The 20,410-nt window shown below is 47.0% G+C and carries 15 protein-coding genes; 6 read left to right on the top strand and 9 right to left on the bottom strand.

Annotated features, from left to right (window positions below; translation table 11 throughout):
* Positions 1-111: 111 nt before the first annotated feature.
* From porL to porN, 3 genes are read left to right on the top strand one after another with little or no spacing between them, the layout of a single operon-like run.
* Entirely contained in the window at positions 112-867 is a 756-nt protein-coding gene (gene porL, locus ESB13_RS18495; RefSeq protein WP_129005176.1) for a type IX secretion system motor protein PorL/GldL, read from the top strand.
* Positions 868-923: 56 nt separating this feature from the next.
* Positions 924-2,462: a type IX secretion system motor protein PorM/GldM gene (gene porM / locus ESB13_RS18490; RefSeq protein WP_129005175.1), complete on the top strand. Its 1,539-nt coding sequence runs from the start codon at positions 924-926 to the stop codon at positions 2,460-2,462.
* A 23-nt stretch (positions 2,463-2,485) separates the two neighbouring features.
* Entirely contained in the window at positions 2,486-3,613 is a 1,128-nt protein-coding gene (gene porN / locus ESB13_RS18485; RefSeq protein WP_129005174.1) for a type IX secretion system ring subunit PorN/GldN, read from the top strand.
* A gap of 644 nt (positions 3,614-4,257) precedes the next feature.
* Here the strand turns inward: porN and uvrC are convergent.
* The 4 genes from uvrC to ESB13_RS18465 are packed head-to-tail and all read right to left on the bottom strand — an operon-like array spanning position 4,258 to position 8,793.
* Complete coding sequence (gene uvrC / locus ESB13_RS18480) at positions 4,258-6,126, bottom strand: excinuclease ABC subunit UvrC (protein ID WP_129005173.1); 1,869 nt, start codon at positions 6,124-6,126, stop codon at positions 4,258-4,260.
* A 19-nt stretch (positions 6,127-6,145) separates the two neighbouring features.
* Entirely contained in the window at positions 6,146-6,742 is a 597-nt protein-coding gene (locus ESB13_RS18475; protein ID WP_129005172.1) for a hypothetical protein, read from the bottom strand.
* 9 nt (positions 6,743-6,751) lie between these two features.
* On the bottom strand, positions 6,752-8,185 hold the full coding sequence (locus ESB13_RS18470; RefSeq protein ID WP_129005171.1) for a porin family protein: 1,434 nt from the start codon (positions 8,183-8,185) through the stop codon (positions 6,752-6,754).
* 26 nt (positions 8,186-8,211) lie between these two features.
* Positions 8,212-8,793, bottom strand: coding sequence for an RNA polymerase sigma factor (locus tag ESB13_RS18465; RefSeq protein ID WP_129005170.1), 582 nt, complete (start codon positions 8,791-8,793; stop codon positions 8,212-8,214).
* A 139-nt stretch (positions 8,794-8,932) separates the two neighbouring features.
* Here ESB13_RS18465 and ESB13_RS18460 point away from each other — a divergent pair, with 139 nt between their 5' ends.
* Entirely contained in the window at positions 8,933-11,344 is a 2,412-nt protein-coding gene (locus tag ESB13_RS18460; RefSeq protein WP_246022623.1) for a TonB-dependent receptor, read from the top strand.
* A gap of 51 nt (positions 11,345-11,395) precedes the next feature.
* On the opposite strand, the gene ESB13_RS18455 is transcribed toward ESB13_RS18460, so the two are convergent.
* The 3 genes from ESB13_RS18455 to ESB13_RS18445 form a co-directional block, all read right to left on the bottom strand.
* Entirely contained in the window at positions 11,396-12,514 is a 1,119-nt protein-coding gene (locus tag ESB13_RS18455; RefSeq protein ID WP_129005169.1) for a FecR family protein, read from the bottom strand.
* Positions 12,515-12,880: 366 nt separating this feature from the next.
* Complete coding sequence (locus ESB13_RS18450; protein ID WP_129005168.1) at positions 12,881-14,014, bottom strand: FecR family protein; 1,134 nt, start codon at positions 14,012-14,014, stop codon at positions 12,881-12,883.
* Between the two features lie 2 nt (positions 14,015-14,016).
* On the bottom strand, positions 14,017-14,565 hold the full coding sequence (locus ESB13_RS18445) for an RNA polymerase sigma factor (protein WP_129005167.1): 549 nt from the start codon (positions 14,563-14,565) through the stop codon (positions 14,017-14,019).
* 265 nt (positions 14,566-14,830) lie between these two features.
* Between ESB13_RS18445 and ESB13_RS18440 the strand changes: the two genes are divergently transcribed.
* Positions 14,831-18,109 (top strand): SusC/RagA family TonB-linked outer membrane protein, encoded by a 3,279-nt coding sequence (locus ESB13_RS18440; RefSeq protein ID WP_129005166.1) that lies wholly within the window; start codon positions 14,831-14,833, stop codon positions 18,107-18,109.
* Between the two features lie 37 nt (positions 18,110-18,146).
* Positions 18,147-19,520, top strand: a complete 1,374-nt coding sequence (locus ESB13_RS18435; protein ID WP_129005165.1) for a RagB/SusD family nutrient uptake outer membrane protein — start codon at positions 18,147-18,149, stop codon at positions 19,518-19,520.
* On the opposite strand, the gene ESB13_RS18430 is transcribed toward ESB13_RS18435, so the two are convergent.
* Both ESB13_RS18430 and ESB13_RS18425 read right to left on the bottom strand, forming a co-directional pair.
* The gene (locus tag ESB13_RS18430) at positions 19,521-19,892 is read right to left on the bottom strand and encodes a hypothetical protein (protein WP_129005164.1); all 372 of its coding nucleotides are present in this window, start codon (positions 19,890-19,892) and stop codon (positions 19,521-19,523) included.
* Entirely contained in the window at positions 19,889-20,329 is a 441-nt protein-coding gene (locus ESB13_RS18425; protein ID WP_129005163.1) for a MauE/DoxX family redox-associated membrane protein, read from the bottom strand. The genes ESB13_RS18430 and ESB13_RS18425 overlap by 4 nt, the downstream gene beginning before the upstream one ends.
* Between the last annotated feature and the right edge of the window lie 81 nt (positions 20,330-20,410).

The raw sequence follows: 20,410 nt of genomic DNA, 5'->3' as shown, positions 1-20,410 counted from the left end.
GTCCAATTATTTTATTTATAAACAAAACGCTGAATAGTTCTGGCGACCAAATAGGCTTTATCCGAAAGGTTCTCTCACAACTAGACCGAAATTTTTAAAACATCTTTAGTTATGGCATCAGGAGTATCCCCTAAAGTAAACAGAGCAGTTAACGTAGTCGTTTGCCTGGGTGCAGCAGTCGTAATTTTCGGCGCAATGGCCAAAATCCTCCACTTATCGTGGGCCGACTTAGCGTTAAAGCTGGGTCTTACTACAGAAGCATTAATCTTCATCGTATATGCATTCTTACCACCTCCCGATACAGGGCATGCTCCTCAACCTGCTGCAAAAGTGGTAGAAAAAGGCAACCCCGCATTAAAAGGCATGGAAAAAATGCTCCAGGAAGCCGATATCACTCCTGCTAACCTCGCCAAACTGAGCGCCGGTTTCCAGAAGTTAGGCGTTACCGTTGAAAAAATGGGCGAAATCAGCGACGTAGTAGCAGCTACAGGCGATTATACGCAGAAAACAAAAGAAGCAACCTCTGCTCTGGCCTCTGTTAAAGACGCCTACATAGGTACCGCTAATGCACTCTCTTCCTTCAACGGTGCAGCCGACAGCACAAAATCTTACCACGATCAGGTACAGGTGCTTACCCGCAACCTGTCTTCTTTAAATACTATTTACGAATTGGAATTGCAGGAAAGCAATAACCACCTGAAAGCCCTCAATCAGTTCTATGGTAAACTGAACGAAGCTTCTAACGCTATGATCGGAAGCGCCGACGACGCACTCCGCACACAGCAGCAACTGGCTTCTCTCGCCGGTAACTTAGGCAGATTGAATCAGGTTTATGGTAACATGCTCACTGCTATGCAGGGCAGATAAGGTAATAGCATTATTAGTTCACTAATTCTAAACCGTATTTAAAATAGTAATCTAAAATGTCATTACCAGCGGAACCACGGCAGAAGATGATTAACATGATGTACCTGGTGCTTACTGCACTGCTGGCACTGAACGTATCATCCGAAATCTTAAACGCCTTCAAAACTGTAAATAATAGCCTTACCCACGCAAACGAAATGGTGGAAGAAAAGAATGACGCCGTTTTTAAGTCATTCGAGGCCAAAATGAAAGACGAACAAACCAGGGAACGCGCCGCTCTTTGGAAACCCAAAGCAGATGCCGCCAAAAAACTGGCCGACGAAACTTATCAGTATATCGATGCGCTCAAGCAGCAACTGAAAGTTGAATCAAAACTGGAAAAAGGACCAAATGGCGAAGAGATCTTTGCCGAAGAAAATATCGACGCACCTACGAGGTTGTTTATCAGCGAACCTTTGAAAAAAGGCCCTGAATTACTGCAGAAACTCACCGATTTCAAAAACAACTTGTTGGCTATCGATCCTTCTTTAAAAACTGAATTCGGTAATACCTTACCACTGGATCTTGCTGTTCCTGTATCAAAAACAGGCGAAAAGAACCAGAAATGGGAAGAGTCTTACTTCCATATGACCCCTACCATCGCTGCAATCACTATCCTCAGCAAGTTTCAGAACGACGTAAGGAACAGTGAAGCTATGGTGGTTGATTACCTGCACAAAAAAGTAGGCGAAGTGGTACTGGTTTACGATCAGTTCCAGGCTATCGCCAGCCAGAGCTCACAATACCTGATGCCTGGCCAGGAACTGGTGATCACAGGCGGCGTAGGTGCTTTCAGTAAAGCAGCTTTACCTACTGTAACTGTCGACGGCGCTGTTGTTGCGCTGAATGCCGATGGAGTGGCTGAATATAAAACTACTGTTGGCGGTGCCGGTGCCTATACTAAAAAGATGAGGATCTCCTATAAGAAACCAGATGGTACAGAAGGTGTGCTTGAAAAAGACATTCAATATACCGTTGGTTCTCCTACAGGTGCATCTGTTAGCGCCGACAAGGTAAAAGTGCTTTATATCGCACTTGACAACGAACTCTCCGTAAGCGGTGGTAACGTAGGCGATGAAAAAGTACAGGTAAGCATCAACAACGGTACACTTAACAAAACAGGTGCAGGTAAATATATTGCCAAGCCGGCCAAACCCGGAATGGCAACTGTACACGTGGTGGCCGATGGTAAAGCTACCGACTTCGAATTCCGCGTAAAAACTGTTCCCGATCCTATTGCAATGGTAGGTAAGGAAAAAGGCGGCCGTGTACTTACAAATGCTATCAAAGCACAGCAGGGGGTACGTGCCGAACTCGAAAACTTTGTATTCGACGGTGTGCAATTTAATGTAACCAGCTACGTTGTATATGCTACAGGAGCAGGCTTTACTACTCCTATGTATGAACAAAACGGAGGCGCTTACTTTAATGCCGCATCCAAAAGGATCATGAATAAATTACAGGCGGGTTCTACCCTGGTAATTGATGAAATTAAGGCAACAGGACCTGGCGGACAAACCAGGAGTCTGCAGCCTCTGGTGTTTAACTGTTATTAATATATTATAATATTTTAGAGCGTATGAAACGGAGTATTAGCAAAATAGTGTACCCTTTGACGATACTGGCTGTATTGGCCGTGGTAAGTCAGGACGCTGCTGCCCAGCGCAGAAACTCTCGCAGCCGCTATGGATCATCCAGTGCAAAGGATACTACTGCACAAAAGCCGCCTGCTCCTGCTCCTTCAGGTTATGGTACACCTGCTCCCAGTGGATATGGCGCCCCTGCAACCCCTGCACGTAGCGGATATGGTAATGCCCCCGCTGCTACAGCGCCTGCGAATGATCCTGCAGTTAACGTGCCTATCGAAGTAGTGCCTAACTCAGGCGGCAGCGGCATCGGTGACACCATTCGCCCTTCCCTTCGAAACGACAATTCTATTGAAAGAAACCTGGTAAAAGACAGAACACCGCTTACTTATGAATATATCCGTGAAGACGACGCGGTGTATCGTCATAAAGTATGGCGTATCATCGATGCCAGGGAAAAAATAAACCTGCCATTCCGTTACTCTGCAAATGAAGATAACGGTAACCAGCGCTTTATCTCTATTCTCTATAATAGCATTACCGGCCCCGATAGCGTTACCGCTTTCTCCGCCGAAGACGACAGGTTTACTACCCCGCTTACAAAAGCAGAAGTATTAGCCCGTTTATCAGGCAGCGCCGGCGCCGATACCGTTGATGTAACCGACCTTAACGGTAACGTGGTGAAAAGAGAAGTAAGGAACAAACAAATTCCTATCGACTCTATCTACCAGTTCAAGATCAAAGAAGAATGGATCTTCGATAAAGAATCTTCCCGCATGTTCGTTCGTATCCTGGGCATAGCGCCTATGATGCGCTTACGTACCAGCAGTGGTATCGATCTGGGCGATGATATCACCCTGTTCTGGATCTATTATCCCGATCTCAGGGCTGCTTTATCTAAATACGAAGTGTATAACGGTAAAAACTACGGCGGACGTATGACCTGGGAAGAACTGTTCGAAAACAGGCAGTTCAGCAGCAGGATCGTAAAGTCTACGCTCGATAACCCCTTCGACAAGGATATCAAAGGTTTTATCACAGATCCTTTGTTCCAGCTGCTCGAAGGCGAGAATATCAAAGAAAAGATCTTCAATTACGAACAATCGCTCTGGGCTTACTAGAGCGCTATAGTCGGACAATATTTTTAAAAGGCTGTATCATTCGATACGGCCTTTTTTTATTGCCTGGCTTAAATAGATGGCGCTCTTAAATGCTACCCGTGCCTTCTGCACGTATCCGGTTAACCTTGTATGTTTGGTATGCTGCTGCGTTTGTGGTAAATTTTAGAACTGCTGCAGGTACTGTTGAACGATAAGCTGCTAATACCTGCTAAAGGCATAATGCAACGTTTTAGCAGTTCCTGTTTCTAAGTAAAAATAAATTAGTATCTATTTCTACCGATACTTTTACTGTCTTTACCGGATGTCTTCTTTTATAGAAAACCGGTATAGGGGGAACTTTAAAACTGGGTATGGGGGCCACCAAATACCTTTAAATACGGATGCTTTTAATATTGCTACTGTTCTGCTGCAAAAACATTTAATTATGATTAAAGCAAAAAAAATAGTTTATATAAAATTTGGAAGGTATCAATATCTCCTTATCTTTGACTCGGTTTTTCATAGGATATTGGATTTTAAAACGGGGTCGGATGTCTATCCAGACCCCTCTTTTTTTTATACCATTTCCCGTTTGTTATAGTTTTTTTTGATTGTAAAAGCCACCTCCGGCTGGTTATAATTTTTTTACGATAAAGCTTACTTGATCAGGTCTTGTCCGGTGCTGTATCATCGGGCCCGGGTAAAATAGACGCCGGTTGCTGCCCCGCTTCCTCCGGATGAAAATATTCCCATACCAGCCTGGCGCGCGAAGCGCCTATTTCACGGGTAAGCTCCCGTTCCGTCAATTCCCGGATATTACCCACCGATCTGAAGGTTTTCAGCAGCTGTGTGGCGGTTTGCTCACCAATACCTTTTATATCCTGCAGTTCATTTTTAAAAGTGCCCTTGCTGCGCTTCTGCCGGTGAAAGGTGATGCCAAAGCGATGCACCTCGTCACGGATCCGGCGTATCAGCTTCAGGCTTTCACTGTCCCAGGGTAGTTTCAAACTTTCACTGTCGCCGGGGAAAAATAGCTCTTCTTCATTTTTAGCCAGTCCCACCAGTGTCATACTGCCGGTAAGACCCAGCTCATGAATGCTTTCCATAGCCGCGCCAAGCTGCCCTTTACCACCGTCGATGATCACCAGCTGGGGTAAGCTTTGTCCTTCCGCAGTAAGACGCTTATAACGCCTGTAAACAACTTCCTTCATAGTAGCAAAGTCGTTGATGCCTTCCACCGTTTTTACGTTGTAATGGCGGTAGTCGCCCTTGCTGGGAACTCCGTCGCGGAAACACACCATCGCCGACACCGGGAAACTGCCCTGGAAGTTCGAGTTATCAAAACATTCAATATGAACAGGCACATCCGGTAACTGAAGATCTTCCTGCACCAGGTATAATACCTTCTTCCGCTCCATATCCGATTTACCCTCGAGCTGCAATATCTTCCGCTTCTTTAGCTCTTCCCTGAAATAGTTCACGTTCTTGGCCGATAGTTCCAGCAGTTTTTTCTTATCGCCGCCTTTGGGAATAGTTTGCGTTATCAGCGTATCGGGTAATTCAAGCGCAAAAGGCAGTACCAGTTCTGTAGCCTTGCTGTTAAACGTTTCACGCAGGTTGGTTACAGCAAACGCCAGCACCTCCTCGTCACTTTCTTCCAGCTTTATCTCAAGTTCTACCGTATGCGTTTGAACAATCGTGCCATTCTGCACCATCAGGTAATTCACATAGGCTGTATCGTGTTCCCGCAATAAGGTGAACACGTCAAGATTATTAAGATGTTTGCTTACAATAACCGAACGCGCCTGGTAGGTTTCAAGATGCTCCAGCTTCTTACGTACCATCTCCGCCTTCTCAAATTCAAGGTTGCCTGCCTTTTCACGCATCTCCTGTTCAAAATGCTGGATCACAGGCTGCAGGTTGCCCTTAAGCATCTGCCTTATCTGCTGCAATCCCGATTCATAGTCCTGCAACGTTTGCAATGCCTCGCATGGCCCCTTACAGTTACCCAGGTGATACTCCAGGCACACCTTGAACTTACCCTTCTGAATATTAGCCTGGCTTAAATTCAGCTTGCAGGTCCGCAGCGGTATATATTGCCTGATGAAATTAATGAGCTCCCGCACCTTGCCGGCCGAAGTGAACGGCCCCAGGTATTCCGAGCCGTCGTTGATCTTACGACGGGTAAGAAAGATCCGCGGGAAAGGCTCCTTTTTAATGACGATATAAGGATAGGTCTTATCGTCTTTCAGGTTGATGTTAAAGAACGGCTGAAACTGCTTGATAAGCGAATTCTCCAGCAGGAAAGCATCCTGCTCCGAATCTACGATCGTGAACTCTATACGGTGAATACGCTGTACAAGCTCATGCGTTTTATAACTGGTGAACGTTTTGGAGAAATAAGAACTTACCCGCTTACGCAGGCTTTTCGCCTTACCTACATACAATAGCTCACCCTGGTTATCAAAGTATTTATAAATACCCGGTTGCAGGGGTATGGTATGTGCTAGCTGCTGGAATTGTGTTGCCGTCATAACTTCATTTCAAATCTCATCAATTCCCGTTCCATACAATTCTGGCCGACTGGCTCGAAACGGATGCGCCTTTTCTTTCTACAAGGGTAACAATAGTGCAGCTTTCATTGGTTTTCCAAACCAGTTTATGGGTCACAACACTGTCGCCCGCTGCCTCCGATATGTCCATCATTATCCTTTTTACCTTCTGTGATTCCGGATCAAGCAGCACTACTGCCGATTGTACCGGCAGCGCAGCATTCCGGGTAGTATAATCCATGGTAATGCTATTGATGCTCTGATCGGCGAAAACTGTTTCTTTATAATATTTTTTAACCGTGCTGTCTTCAAACGAAAAACTGGTAAAAATGGCCGTTTCTGCAAGAAACTCCTGCCGGTTCAGGGCAATGGAATCCCGCCTTCCATCATGTTCAGTGATCTTGTAAATGTAGTAAGGAGTAGTGCTGATAGCCGCTATCTGCGATCGCAGGAACTGTTGTGCAGGATAAAACTTAACGCTGTCGTTATGGTACACCGGCACAGTTCCGGGTTGTTTGGCGGGGCTGTTGCAGGCCATTGCAACAATCAGGCTTATACCCATACAAGCGGGAACAAGCATGCGAACCATTTTCATCATGCAGCAAAGTTACAAAGGAGTTGTGATTCCAAACTTAATGCCGTAGTCAAGCAGGTATTCTTTGATCGGGTATTCCTTTTTGAACGAAGAGAACTGCTGGTAACGGAACTGCGGTCCTATCTGCCAGCGTACATTACCCGTGTTATAGCTCAGGAACATCTCAAAGCTCGTGTTCAGGTTCCAGCGGCGTGTTAACATCGCGCCGTTTGCATAGTTCTTGAAATCACTGCTTATGATAAACGGCTGCTTGTTGAATGTATAAGTAGGCTGCACTGTTGTGCCCACGCCCCACGACCATCTTCCCCTGCGCCAGCCAGTCCAGTTGATACCTACCGGTACCGACAGCTCATGATACCTGTTATGCAGGATAATAGGATAGTTGCCTTCTATGTTACGGTAGGGTGTATAGGTGCTGATCGTATCTTGTCCGTTCAGTGCAATACGCGTTAACTCATAACTATAACCAGAGGCTTCTATATTATACTGGCGCATGTTGTATTGCAAACCTGCACGCAAACTAAACTGGGGGTTCAGGTTATAGCCCACTGTAAATCCTATTTCAAAGCCCCGTGCCGGAGTATGACGTACCACCCTGTTAACATCTACAAGATAATTCGGCGCCAGTGGCGAACTAAGATACTGTGGCCCTTTGGTGTTTTTTTCTTCTACCAGTGCACGGAAGCTTGCCGAAGGAGAAACATACAAATGGAAATCCCACCTGCCCGGGCGGCTTTTCGTAACAGTTATCTCGGGCAATGGCGCTTCTTCTGCCGGTGTAAATGCATCGCCGGCAGTTGTTGTATCGTCGGATGCTGCTTCTCTGGCAGGCATTTGCGCGAGCAGCGCAGGCTCCTGCATTAAAACAGGTATCAGGGCCGGCAATGGTCCCAACGGATCCAGGGTATCATCCCCTGTTAAGGCTATCTGTGTAACACTATCGTCTGCAGGTACAAAAACAGGAATATTATGCAATCCCGGCTGCGGAAACAGCTCCGGAACTATATTGGCGGTAACATCAAAATGAGTGATGACACTGGCCAGCTGCGTATTGGAAACAGGAACCGAAACGGGAACAATCCCCGTTTGTATACGCCGGCGCGCATAGGCGATCGTTTGCTCTGTGGTGGTGCCTGTGGCAAGACGCTCAGCCAGCGGTACCACCGTACTGTCGGCAATCTGCACTTTAGGCGCCGGGGCCGCAGCCAGGTAAGGCGTCCGCTGAATAAAACGAAGATGCTCTTCGGGTTTCACCAGCAAAGTGCCCACTACAAGTAAACTGATAATAAAAAGGAAGATAAAGGTTAAAGCAGGCCAACGGCGGCGTTCATGTAAGGCATCTTGTATAGAGTGCCATACACCATCCGAGGCATACATGCGGTGCTTGTTTACCTGCTGCTGCAGGAAAGCCTCGAGATCATCGTCATTATACAGGGAATCACGCATCGGCCTTACTCAAAGAAGTTCATATACTAAGTGTTAAAATTCAACGCCCACGCTGCATCACCAGCCGGATTTTCAATAATTTTTTTCCGGATAAGGATGCCTTCCAGCATCGTCCGCGCCCTTGTAAACTGGCTGCGGCTGGTACTTTCCTGTATATCAAGCATCTCTGCTATCTCTTTATGACTATATCCCTCTATCGCAAATAAATTCAATACTGTCTTATAGCCTATCGGCAGCAGCCGTATACATTCCACTACCTGCTTGGCCTGCATAATACCAGGAATGGCTTCCTCCCTTACATGAATGTACTGGTCTGCCTGGTTCAGGTCTACGCTATCGCTGAATTTCTTTTGCTTTTTCAGGAAATTGATACAGGTATGCACCATGATACGGCGTACCCAACCTTCAAATACGCCCTTGTTCTCAAAACTGCTTATCTGCGTAAACACTTTTATGAAACCTTCCTGCAGCATATCTTCTGCATCCTGGCGATTGTGCGCAAAACGGTAACACACAGAAAGCATCTTGGGACTGTACTTGTTGTACAATGCTCTCTGTGATATCGGATCAAACTGTAAGCAGCCCGTAATGATGGCTTCTTCCGTCATGCGATAAGTTTATTGTCCTAAATATACGAAAAAAATTTAAGGGATAGGAATTGTAATGGAGAGGGGAAAAAGACAGGATTTCAGTTGACAGCGTTTGACCGGAAAAGTGGTATGTTTGCAACATTGTAACAAAATGGAGATGATGAAGAAATGTCTGCTGCTGGCGGTAATAACCTGTCTGTTAATGGCTTCAGGGTATGCACAGGGAAAGAATGAAGTGAACCGCCAATTGCTCCCGGGCTGGTTGTATGGTTCCGTAACTGATGGCAAAACAGGTGCGCCACTGGCAGGTGCAGCCGTGTTTATCTACGACCTGAAAACGGGAGCCGTTACCAGCGAAAACGGAAACTTCCGTACCGCCGTGCTCAAAGCAGGCACTTACCTGGTCGAAGTATCGTTCGAAGGTTATGCCAGCGCAGTAGCCACTATTACCATCAACGGAAACGTACAGCACAACTTCACCCTTGGCACCACCATCGTGGAACAGGAGGGCGTAATTGTAACCGGTGTCACTACAGCCACACGTTTGAAACAATCGCCGCAGCCCGTAGCATTAATACGGCAGCAGCAGCTATTACAAACCAGTTCCACCAATATTATCGACGCATTGGGCGCACGTGTTCCGGGCGTGTCAGGCATCGCCACCGGCCCCGCCATCAGTAAACCCGTTATCCGCGGACTGGGTTACAACAGGGTAGTAGTGGTAAACGATGGTATGCGCCAGGAAGGGCAGCAATGGGGCGATGAACATGGCATTGAAATAGATGACTACAGCGTTCAAAGAATAGAAGTACTAAAAGGCCCCGCGTCTCTTATGTACGGGAGCGATGCCATGGGCGGTGTCATCAACATCCAGTCGCTCGTACCGGCGCCCGAAGGAACAGTAAAAGGCCAGGTCATCAGTGAATATCAAAGCAACAACGGACTCAGGGGTTTCTACGGCGGCATCAGCGGCACGCAAAGAGGATTTAACTGGAACGCCTATGGTAGCTATAAGGGAGCGCACGACTATAAAAACCATTACGACGGTTATGTCTTTAATTCCAAATTCGATCAAAAGAATTTCGGCGGCATGTTAGGCTACAATGGAAAATGGGGATATAGTCATTTTATGGCCAGCCATTTTAACCAGCGTATAGGCATGGTAGAAGGGGAGCGCGATAACAGTGGCGCCTTTTTGAAAACTGATAGCGATGGCAATGAATCGCCGGCTTCAGATGCCGATTTCAAAAGACTGCGTCCTTACGGACCTTACCAGCATATCCGTCACCTCAAATTCATATGGGATAACAATATCCGCCTGGGCAGCAATACTTTTGCCGCCACGGTGGCATACCAGCGCAACCAGCGCCAGGAATATGGTGCACAGGAGACAGGTACGCCCGAAGCCTGGTTTCAGCTGCAGACGATCAACTATGCATTGAAGTATCATCTTACCGAACGTAACCACTGGAAAACAAGCATGGGCGTCACGGGTATGTTCCAGCAAAACAATAACAAAGCCGAAGAAGTGATCATCCCCGATTACGATCTTTTCGATATCGGTGGCTTTATGTTTACTCAATACACCTATAATGCCCTGCTTGTAAGCGGCGGCATCCGCTACGATCATCGCCATATCAACAGCAAACCAATGATCGATGACAATGGCGATCCGCGTTTTGTGGCATTCACAAAAGACTATGGTAATATCTCCGGCAGCATCGGCGCCAGCTATACCCTTACGCCGCGAACAACCCTTAAGCTGAATATAGCCCGCGGTTTCCGCTCACCTAATATGGCCGAGCTGGGAAGTAACGGCGCACACGAAGGCACCCGCAGGTTTGAATCGGGAAATACAACACTGAAGTCTGAAACCAGCCTCCAGGCCGATGCCGGCGTAGAGTGGAACTCCGACCATGTATCTGTATCTGCATCGGTTTTCTACAACCGCATCAACCGCTTTATCTTTTATGAAAAGGTCATAAACAATGCAGGAGCCGATTCTATACGTATCGATCCTGAAACAGGCGATGCGCTTACCGTTTACCGCTTCAACCAGCGCGATGCCAGCCTCTGCGGTGGTGAGATCCGGGTTGATCTGCACCCGCATCCGTTAGACTGGCTGCATATCGCCAATACCTTTGCCTATACCCGCGCCCGTTTCTCCAATGAAACGGAAGGTACACGTAACGTGCCTATGATCCCGCCGGCCAGGCTCTTGTCGGAACTGCGCGGCGATTTCCTGCCCAAAGGAAAATTCCTGCGCAACCTGTACATCCGCCTCGAAAGCGATTACAACCTGCGCCAGGGTAACGCCTTCACGGCATATAATACCGAAACGCCTACAACCAGCTATTGGTTATTAAATGCAGGCGTCGGCGCCGATATTTATAACAGCAAAAAACATAAACTTTTTTCTCTTGCATTTAACGCCTTCAACCTGGCCGATATCGCCTACCAAAACCATCTCAGCCGTTTAAAATACACTGCTGCAAACCCGGCTACCGGCCGCACCGGTGTCTTTGGTATGGGAAGAAATTTTGGTGTGAAACTGTCGGTTGAACTATAGGCCATCTGCCGTGTATTAAGAATGGCAGCTACAGCTTTCCGCTATTAATCTTCAATTCTTCAAATGCAACGTCTTCCCCTGGTAATAAGCCTGCACTTTGGCAGCCTTTTGAAGCCGGGGCAGAAAGCTGTCTATAGGCTCATTATGCAAAATAGTGGCGCTGAAACGGCGCTGGTTTAAAGAACTATCGTCAATGATAACAGGAATGCCAAACCAGTCGGGAAAAATAACCGTCAGCGCTTCCAGCGGCGTATTATCCATGATATACTGGCCCTGTAACCATTTCAGTTCTTCAGAAGGAATAGTTTGAACGGCAATATCATGACGGGGCGAAACAATTGCCTGCGAACCAGGCTGGAGCAAAATACTTTTGGTGCCCGAAGCAAGACGGATGGCGCCCTCGCGAAGCGAAACCTTAACCGACGTTGTATCGTACGAATTTACATTAAAGCTGGTACCCAATACCTCTATATCCGTATGCGCCAGGTGAACAACAAACGGGCGGGCAGCATCTTTGGCTACCTGCAAAAAAGCTTCACCGTGAATGGTGATCTCACGCCCATGACTATTGAAATAGGCGGGGAAAGAAAGTTGTGTTGCAGCATTAAGCGCTATCTGCGTACCATCGGGCAGGCGCAGGTTATAACGTTTGCCGTCCGGCACCTTTAATACATTCACGGCGCTGGATGCATCCGGGCTCAGTGTATAAGAAAGTACATCCGATGCAGTATCATTGAAAAACTGTGCATGCCCCGAACCAAAACGTGTGGTATTGGTAAGATCGATGTTCTCACCGCTGGCAAGTTGAAGGGTTACTGCCGAAGCAGGAGGCGCTGTTGCCAATGCATTCCGGTTCAGGTAAAACCAGGCGCCCGTAACCAGCACCACAAATAAAGTGCTGACCAGCGTAACGGTAAGCAAACGCCTGCGGTTCTTGGTCGAACTTGCAATAGCGGCCTCACGCGAAACAGCTTCCTTTTTTATGAGCAGCGCAACTTTGTCAAGCGCATCTTCACTTTCAAATGCTTTATGAAACTTATCCCATTCCTTGCGTGCCCATTCTTCCTGGAGTAAACGATTCATCTTTTCGCCATCGGCGCTGCTTATCGTTCCCAGTATCTCTTCGGTCATCAGCCGGTAGAGTTCCGTCATTTTATCTTCATCCGTCATAATCTTCAATCAACGGCACAGTGCCTGCTTAATTAAACAATACTACCTTAAACAATACAAGATTGCCTTTTCATATGGTAACATATGATGCAAATTCATAAGTAAAAAATGGGTAGTTTTCAGGCGAGCTGTTGTCCGTTGTATTCCTGTTAACCGTTATGAACGATGCTCAAATACTAAAGAAGCATGCTGATTGCTGCGAAAGCATTTGAAAATGTTGAAACATTTCAGCTGCTCTACTTCGAAAAGTGTGCCGGAGTGCCTTTGAAGGCGTCGGCATTCGCAATTCCCGCTCCTGCTATTAAAAAAGAAGGGGCGATGGAACGCCCCAAAAATAGGTATTATTGGCTATATAGGTGTATTCCACTATTTCCTGACATATAACACGTTGTTATGCAATTCAAAGCGCGCTTTACCCTGAGAGCGTAACGCATCCAGGAACGTTGCGAACGTTTCATCGGCCCTGATCGTTCCCGAATAAAGTATGTTTTCCGTAAAACCCGGTTCAAATACGATCCGGATATTGAAACGCTGCTTTAGCAACGGCCCCATTTTCAGCAGCGGCATTTCATTCAATTCATAAGCGCCTTCCGCCCATTGTGCCGGCCCGGCTTCGCTGCTGGTAACGTTAATTGCGCCTTTGCCGGCATAAGCGGTCTGCCCGGGTAATAGCTGCTTCAATGGTGCGCCGGTAACATCTATGGCAACCAAACCATCCTTAAGAGTGATCTTGTCTGCCAAAGAATCTTTGGTATTTACCGTGAAACTGGTACCAAGAACATGTACCGTACTCTGCTGCAACTTTACATAAAAAGGTTTGCTGGCATTGCTTTGCACCGAAAAAAAAGCTTCTCCCACAAGCGATACCGACCTGCCTGTATTATTGAATACGGCAGGAAACGAAAGACGGCTCTCCGCATTTACGAGTGCATAACTATTATCAGGAAAACTAACGGTACATTGCAGCCCAGGCGGTACATTCAGCGTATATAATTCATCAGTGGCCGCGTTACCTGCCTGTATTTTTATCGAACGTTTTACACTATCGTAAAAAGCAATGCCGTAACTGGCTAACTGGTTGATGCCGGGAACCAGTGCAAAGCTTTTTTTATGTCCTACGGTAACACTCAGTACATCATCTGCAATAATAACATCACCGGCTTTCTTCAGCTGCCAGAAAAAAGCGCCGCCAAGCAGTAATGCTATCACTATCGCAGCTGCTGCAAAACGGCTCTTCCGCTTTTGCTGCCGCTGGTCAACAAGCATATCGGCAATGTCGGAAGAATCGTCATGATCCATTAAATAACGTACACGCGTGATCTTCTCAGGATCGCTGTATGCGAGCTGAAAATGCTCCCACGCTTCCTGCGCACGTGGATCTTCCAGCAACTGGTAGAACCTTTGTTTTTCTCCGATGGTGATTTCACCTGTTAGCATGCTGAACATCAACGGGTATAATTCCCCGAGATGATCATCATCCTGGGAAGACTGTTTACTCATAGTCAGGGGGCTTTATGAAGTAAGTCGATAAACACCTTCTTCGTCGCTTCAATATAACGAATGGATGTTTTCTCCGAAATGCCAAAAGCAATGGCTATCTCCTTATGCGTTTGTCCCATATAACGTGCAACAGCTACCTGCCTTATTTTCTCAGGTAACAACGCAAAGGTCTTGTCAAGTATAGCCATCGCCTTTTCATAGGGTATAGATTCCGCTCCCGTTTCTACTTCGGGAGGCGTTGAACATGGTGGAAAGGTTTTATTATGCCTTTTTAAATCTTTGTAGTAATGAAAAATCGCATTCTTTAAACATTTATGCAAATAGGCGCTGATGTTAAAACCTTCCGGAACATGGTCGTACCTCCGGTTCCAAAAACTAACTAAACAGGTATTTACAAGCCACTGGGCTTCCTGTTCATTGTTAACCTGCCCAAATGCATGAAGTAACAACGCCTTGCGATAACGTTCACGTATCGCACTAAAAGCGTCCATGTTGTCTGCTTTAAGAAGCTCAATCAATTCTCCATCCGTCAAATGCGACAAATTGGTCATTTTATATTTTTTTTCAGGCAAATTCTTTTCTGCCTGTGTTTAAAAAAAAGACCGGTGCTGCTTGAATAATGTGTTTCAAGGTTTTATCATTGCATAAGATAGGTTGGATTGCATACAGTGTATTACCTAGGTTTCTTCGTTACGGGTAAGTAAATTTACCCTGCTTTTCATTTATAAAAAAAACAAATTTTCTTATGCAGAAAATGTCCGTAACGCCTTTTTCGTTACTTATATATATCGGTGGAAAAATATTAATAGCCAAGGCATGAAGCCCCGTGTACCCTTTTTGCTGCTAAAAACGATTGCCATTTTATTGTTTTTCAAAGGAATAACCGCTCATGCTCAGAACGATCCGCTCAAAAAGCAGGTTTCCCTGAAAGGTAAGAACCTGCCCCTGGGCGAATTACTGACGCAGATGAAAACGCAGGCTGGTGTCGTTTTCTTCTGGACGCAGGATATCAACATAAAAGAAACTGTAACAGTTCACTTCGCCGGTAAAACGGTGCCATACATATTAGATCATTTGCCGCTTAAACAAGCACTGGTCTGGGAATATCAAACCCAATCGGGGCGCATCACGCTCAAAGGATATAAACCACGGGCCAAACCTATGATAAGCAATGCAGGCAGTATCTCCGGCAGGGTCGTCGATTCAGCGGGCGAACCCTTGCCGGAAACTGCTATTAATGTCAAAGGCAATAGTAAATTAATTGCCGTTGACCAAAGCGGCAATTTCCTGCTCTCAAATGTTGCTGAAAACAGCATCCTCGAAGTAAGCCGTATCGGCTACTCCAAACAGGAAGTAATTGTAAAAGGGCCGCACCTGGTCATTGTTTTAAAACAGGAAGAACATATCCTCGACGAAACCTATGTTGTTGCCTATGGCAATACCTCACGCCGGAAATCTACCGGCAGTGAAGGCAGCATCAAGTCCGGCGAAATGGAAAAACAACCTGTCCTCAATCCATTGGCTATGCTCGAAGGAAGGGTGGCAGGCCTGCAGGTAACACAACGTAATGGCAGCCCGGGCGGCGCCTTCGATGTCCTCATCCGTGGCCTTACCTCCATTGGCGCTGTAAGTTCTACGCTGGTAAAAAGCCATACTTCCAATACGCCCCTGTATGTAAGAAACGGCGTACCCTTTGTCGCAGGATCTGCATTTTTCGACAGCAACGACGAATCAGCCTTTGGAAATGCTGTTTCGCCCTTTACCACACTCAATCCCTCAGATATTCAAAGCATAGAAGTCTTAAAGGATGCCGATGCTACTGCTATTTTCGGCTCACGCGGCGCCAACGGCGTCATTCTCATCACAACAAAAAAGGGTGTGGCCGGACCCGTACAAACAACGCTGCGGTTGGGCAGCGGTTACACGCGCTTAAATAACCAGCTTCAGTTAATGCATACCACACCCTACCTCAATATGCTGCGCGAAGCTTTTGCCAACGATAACAAACCCATCGACGCAAACGCACTGTTATACTTCGATCCAAACAGGTATACCGATTTTAATAAACTCCTGCTACAACGCCCCGCCTGGCAATCTTCTGCACAATTATCCCTCTCGTTTGGCGACGCCCGAACGCAGTTTATCGCCAACGTAGGCCATGCGGCAGAAACAGTTACCTATGCCCATGTGCCGGGACGAAACAGCTTCCGTGTTTACCGGCCTTCCTTTCATGTTAACGTAAATCATAGCTCCGCCAACGAAAGGTTTAAAATAAATGTCGACCTGCTTTATGCCACTTTCAGAGGTACGCTAACAGGCAGTGAACCTTTTGCTATGGCCACCTATTTCGAGCCCAATCATCCCGCTTTCATCGATGCCAATGGTAAGCTCGTATGGGAATACAATGGCGCAACAAATCTTTCCAATGGTTATGCCACCCTTTACAACGAATACCGCGGCAAACCCGACAACTTCTCTACAGGTGTAAATGCTTCTTATCAGCTGGCTGAAAAATGGCGCCTGGTTACCGCTATGGGATTCGACTCCTATGTCATCAATGAATCGAAACTGGTACCACTGAAATCAAAATCACCTGCAAGTAACGAAACCAACAGCGCTACTATTAGAGATGCCAGCATCAAAACATATATCATAGAACCACGCGTGGAATATAGCGCTGAACTTGGCCGGGGATGGTTGCAGGTGTTATGCGGCTTCACCTTACAGCAAAGCCGTTCCATCTCTTTGTCGTTGACAGGCAGTAACTTCCTGCCCGATGATCTCTATGGTTTCCTCGCATCACCCAACCGTAACCTTAAACGTATCGAAGGCGACTATCGCTATATGGCAGTATATGCCCGCGCCAACTACAACATCCGCAACACTTATATCATCAACCTTTCAGCCAACAGGGATGCCAGCAGCAGGTTCGCACCGGGTAAACGTTATTCCAACTTCGGCGCATTAGGGGCTGCCTGGGTTTTCAAACTGCCCTTCCTCTCGTTCAGTAAATTGAAAGCCAGCGCAGGTATTACGGGTAACGACGGTATCGGAAATTACCAGTACATGAGTACGTTCACTTCCACAGCTACTTACCAGGGGCAACCAGCGCTTGCACCGGCTACGCCGTTCAATAATAACTACCGCTGGGAGAAAACCTGGAAAATGGAACTGGGGCTCGACCTCGGCTTCTTCAAAAACAAGTTGCTCCTCGGACTGGCATTATACCAGAGCCGTACAGGCAACCAACTCTTATTCCAGCAGGCGCCTGCGCAAACAGGTTTCCCCAGGGTCATGGCCAATTTCCCGGCAATGGTGCGCAACAGGGGACTCGAAATTGAATTGCTCGCTACTCCCCTGAAAAATAAAACCTGGAAATGGACTTCCTCGTTCAATATCAGTTTCAACAGGAACAAACTGCTTGCTTATCCCGGGCTGGAACGCTCCTCAAATGCCACCTCCATGGCTATAGGCGAACCTATCACGGTATTGCGTGGCTTTCATCTCAAAAGAGTGAATCCGGCAACCGGTATTTACGAGGTAGAAGATAAAGATGGTAACGGTGTCTTCAATACTGCCGACTACATTTCGTTCGGCGACGCTGCACCCCGCTATTACGGCGGCTTACAACAGGAACTCAGCTTCAAAAAGTACTGGCGGCTTTCCGTCTTCTGCTCCTTTAAGAAACAAATTGGATTGAATGCCCTGTCGCAATATGGTGTTCCCGCCGCCAATGCCAACGCACCGGTTTATTTACTGGATAACTACTGGAAGCAACCCGGCGATATCGCAAAGTACCAGAAGTTGACGAGAGACCCGGGCAGCGCTGCCTATACAGCGGCAACGCTTTACCTCGCGAAAAGTGATGCTATTTATAGCGATGCATCTTATATCAGGATAAAGAATATTGAATTGGCTTATACGTTGAAGGAAAAATGGCTAAGGCGCTGCAGTATTAAAACTGCAACGGTTTACCTGCAGGCGCAGAACTTCTTTACCATCACCGGTTACCAGGGCGCCGATCCCGAGAACCCGCAGTTTATAAAACTGCCGCCGGTAAGATCGCTGAATATAGGTGTAACAGTGCAGTGGTAGGGAAAGGTATAGAATGAATGTTTTATAAAAAAAATATATGAAATATCTTTTGAAAATGGTGCTGCCTGGCTTTGTGTTGCTGCTGGCGGGTTGCTCGGCTTTTGTGGATGTTGCTGCACCGCCGCAGTTGACCGGTGAGGAATATGTTTTCTCAAGTGATGAAACGGCAGAACAGAGTGTACGCGGCCTCTATAGTAAAATGGGGCAGCAGGATAACTTCAGCGATTGTATGTTCTCGCTGCTGCTTTCCCTCATGAGCGATGACCTGGTAAGCACGGCTGCAAGTCCTACACGCGATGTTTTCCAAAATAATTCGTTGCTGCCGGGGAATACCATGGTAACGAATAATTTCTGGCGTAAAGGTTACGAGTATATCTACCATGCCAACGCCTGCCTGCAGGGTTTGCAAAACAGTACCGGGGTGAGCGCTGCCAGGAACAAACAGCTCACGGGCGAAATGCATCTCATGCGCGCTTTCCTCTACTATCATATGGTAAACCTCTTTGGCGGCGTGCCTTTGCAAACAGGGATAGACTATGCTGTAAATAAAGAACTGCCCAGGGCAAGCGAAAAAGAAGTATGGGATCTTATCATAGCCGATGCTGTTGCGGCAACGCAGGAGTTGGGCAGTTATGTTGCCGGCGATGTTAAAACAAGGCCCTGCAAAGAAGCCGCCCTGGCATTCCTCAGCCGTGTACAACTATATAGGCAACATTGGCAGCAGGCGATAGATGCAGCAACAAAGGTGATCAACAGCAGGATGTATGTCATTGAAGAAAATCTTTCAGGCGTATTTCTGACAACCAGTAAAGAGGTCATCTGGCAGCTGGGTTTTAACAGCGAAATACCCATGATCATGCAGGCCACCACTTACATCCCTGCAAGTGCCCTGCTCCGGCCGCAGCTTACTGCTACCGCTAGTCTCATGGCCGCATTCGAAGCCGGCGACATGCGGCAGAAAACATGGCTGCGTACTGTTATCGTAGGCGGAAAAAATTATTACTACCCTTTCAAATACATATCCCGCGCCATTCCCAACATCACGGAGAAGATCTGTTTTATGCGATTGGCCGAAGTATATCTCAACCGTGCAGAAGCTTACCTGCACCTGGGAAATATAACAGCAGCCGTTGCCGATGTTAATCTCATCCGTAAACGTGCTAACCTGCCGGCTTTGCCCGATACCATCAGCGCCGCTTCATTGGAGAAAACCATCGCCAATGAACGCAGGGTGGAAATGATGTTCGAATGGGGCCACCGATGGTACGACCTCAAACGAACATCACAGGCAAATGCAGTGCTGGGTAAAGAGAAGGGCAGCTATTGGCAGCCATCGGATCAGCTGCTGCCAATTCCTGATGAGGAAATACAACTCAATCCCAACCTGGTTCAAAATCCCGGGTATCAATAACTATTGCTCCCAAAGAAATTCATCCGCCTGTAATAACGGATAACCATCTCCATTGAGCTTTAGTGTGGTGCCATAGGTAGGGTTGCCCGACCAGGCGCCATAAACAATCGTGTCAAAAGGATTGGAATTCGTAGGATTGGTGCTTCGCCAGAAGTAAAAGCCTGCACTAATGACCAGCGTACCCGGGTAAGGGTAACCGCCGATATTAGTCTGTGCATCTGGCACCGTTCCATAATACTGGAACTGGTAGCTGACATTTGGATCGAACCAGATCAAAGGCGAAAGAGCGGCTTCCTGTTTAGCAGTAAAGGCACTCGTGCCGGCAGCAAGAATGAAGGCGTATAGCCCCATTACCAATGTGCGTTTTTTCATATTCTGGGTGATTTGGTGACGGAGGAACGGATGAGCAATATTGCTCCAAGAGCCAGAACCAACAATACGGCGTTGAACAACAAATGCTGAAATTCACTCAGGCCCCTGAACAACGGGCCGCAAACACATGGCAAGTGTACGCCTTTAACCAGTAGAAATAAACGATAGCAGAGGATAATGGATAAAGAGATAATGATGATATAAAAAACAGGTTTCCGCAAATGGCTGAAGAGTAATAATATAGCAAGACTTATCTCTGCCAGCGGAAAAACAATTTTAAGGAACATGGGAATGGCGCCCACGCCGGGCTGAAAACGGGCTAATACCAGGAACAAACGGTAGTCCCAGAATTTACTGAATGCGGTATACGCATAAAAGCTAAGAAAAAACAATACCAGCGCCTCGAGGGCAAAGGCACACAGGGATGAGGTTCTCATGCAGACGGATTACGGTTTAGTTAAGGTAAAATCGGGTAAAATGGAATAGGGGAACTTTAGCAACAAACACAGGGTACCGGT

Origin of the sequence: Filimonas effusa (assembly GCF_004118675.1) — a bacterium.
GTDB lineage: Bacteria > Bacteroidota > Bacteroidia > Chitinophagales > Chitinophagaceae > Filimonas > Filimonas effusa.
This window is presented reverse-complemented; position numbering and strand designations above follow the sequence as displayed.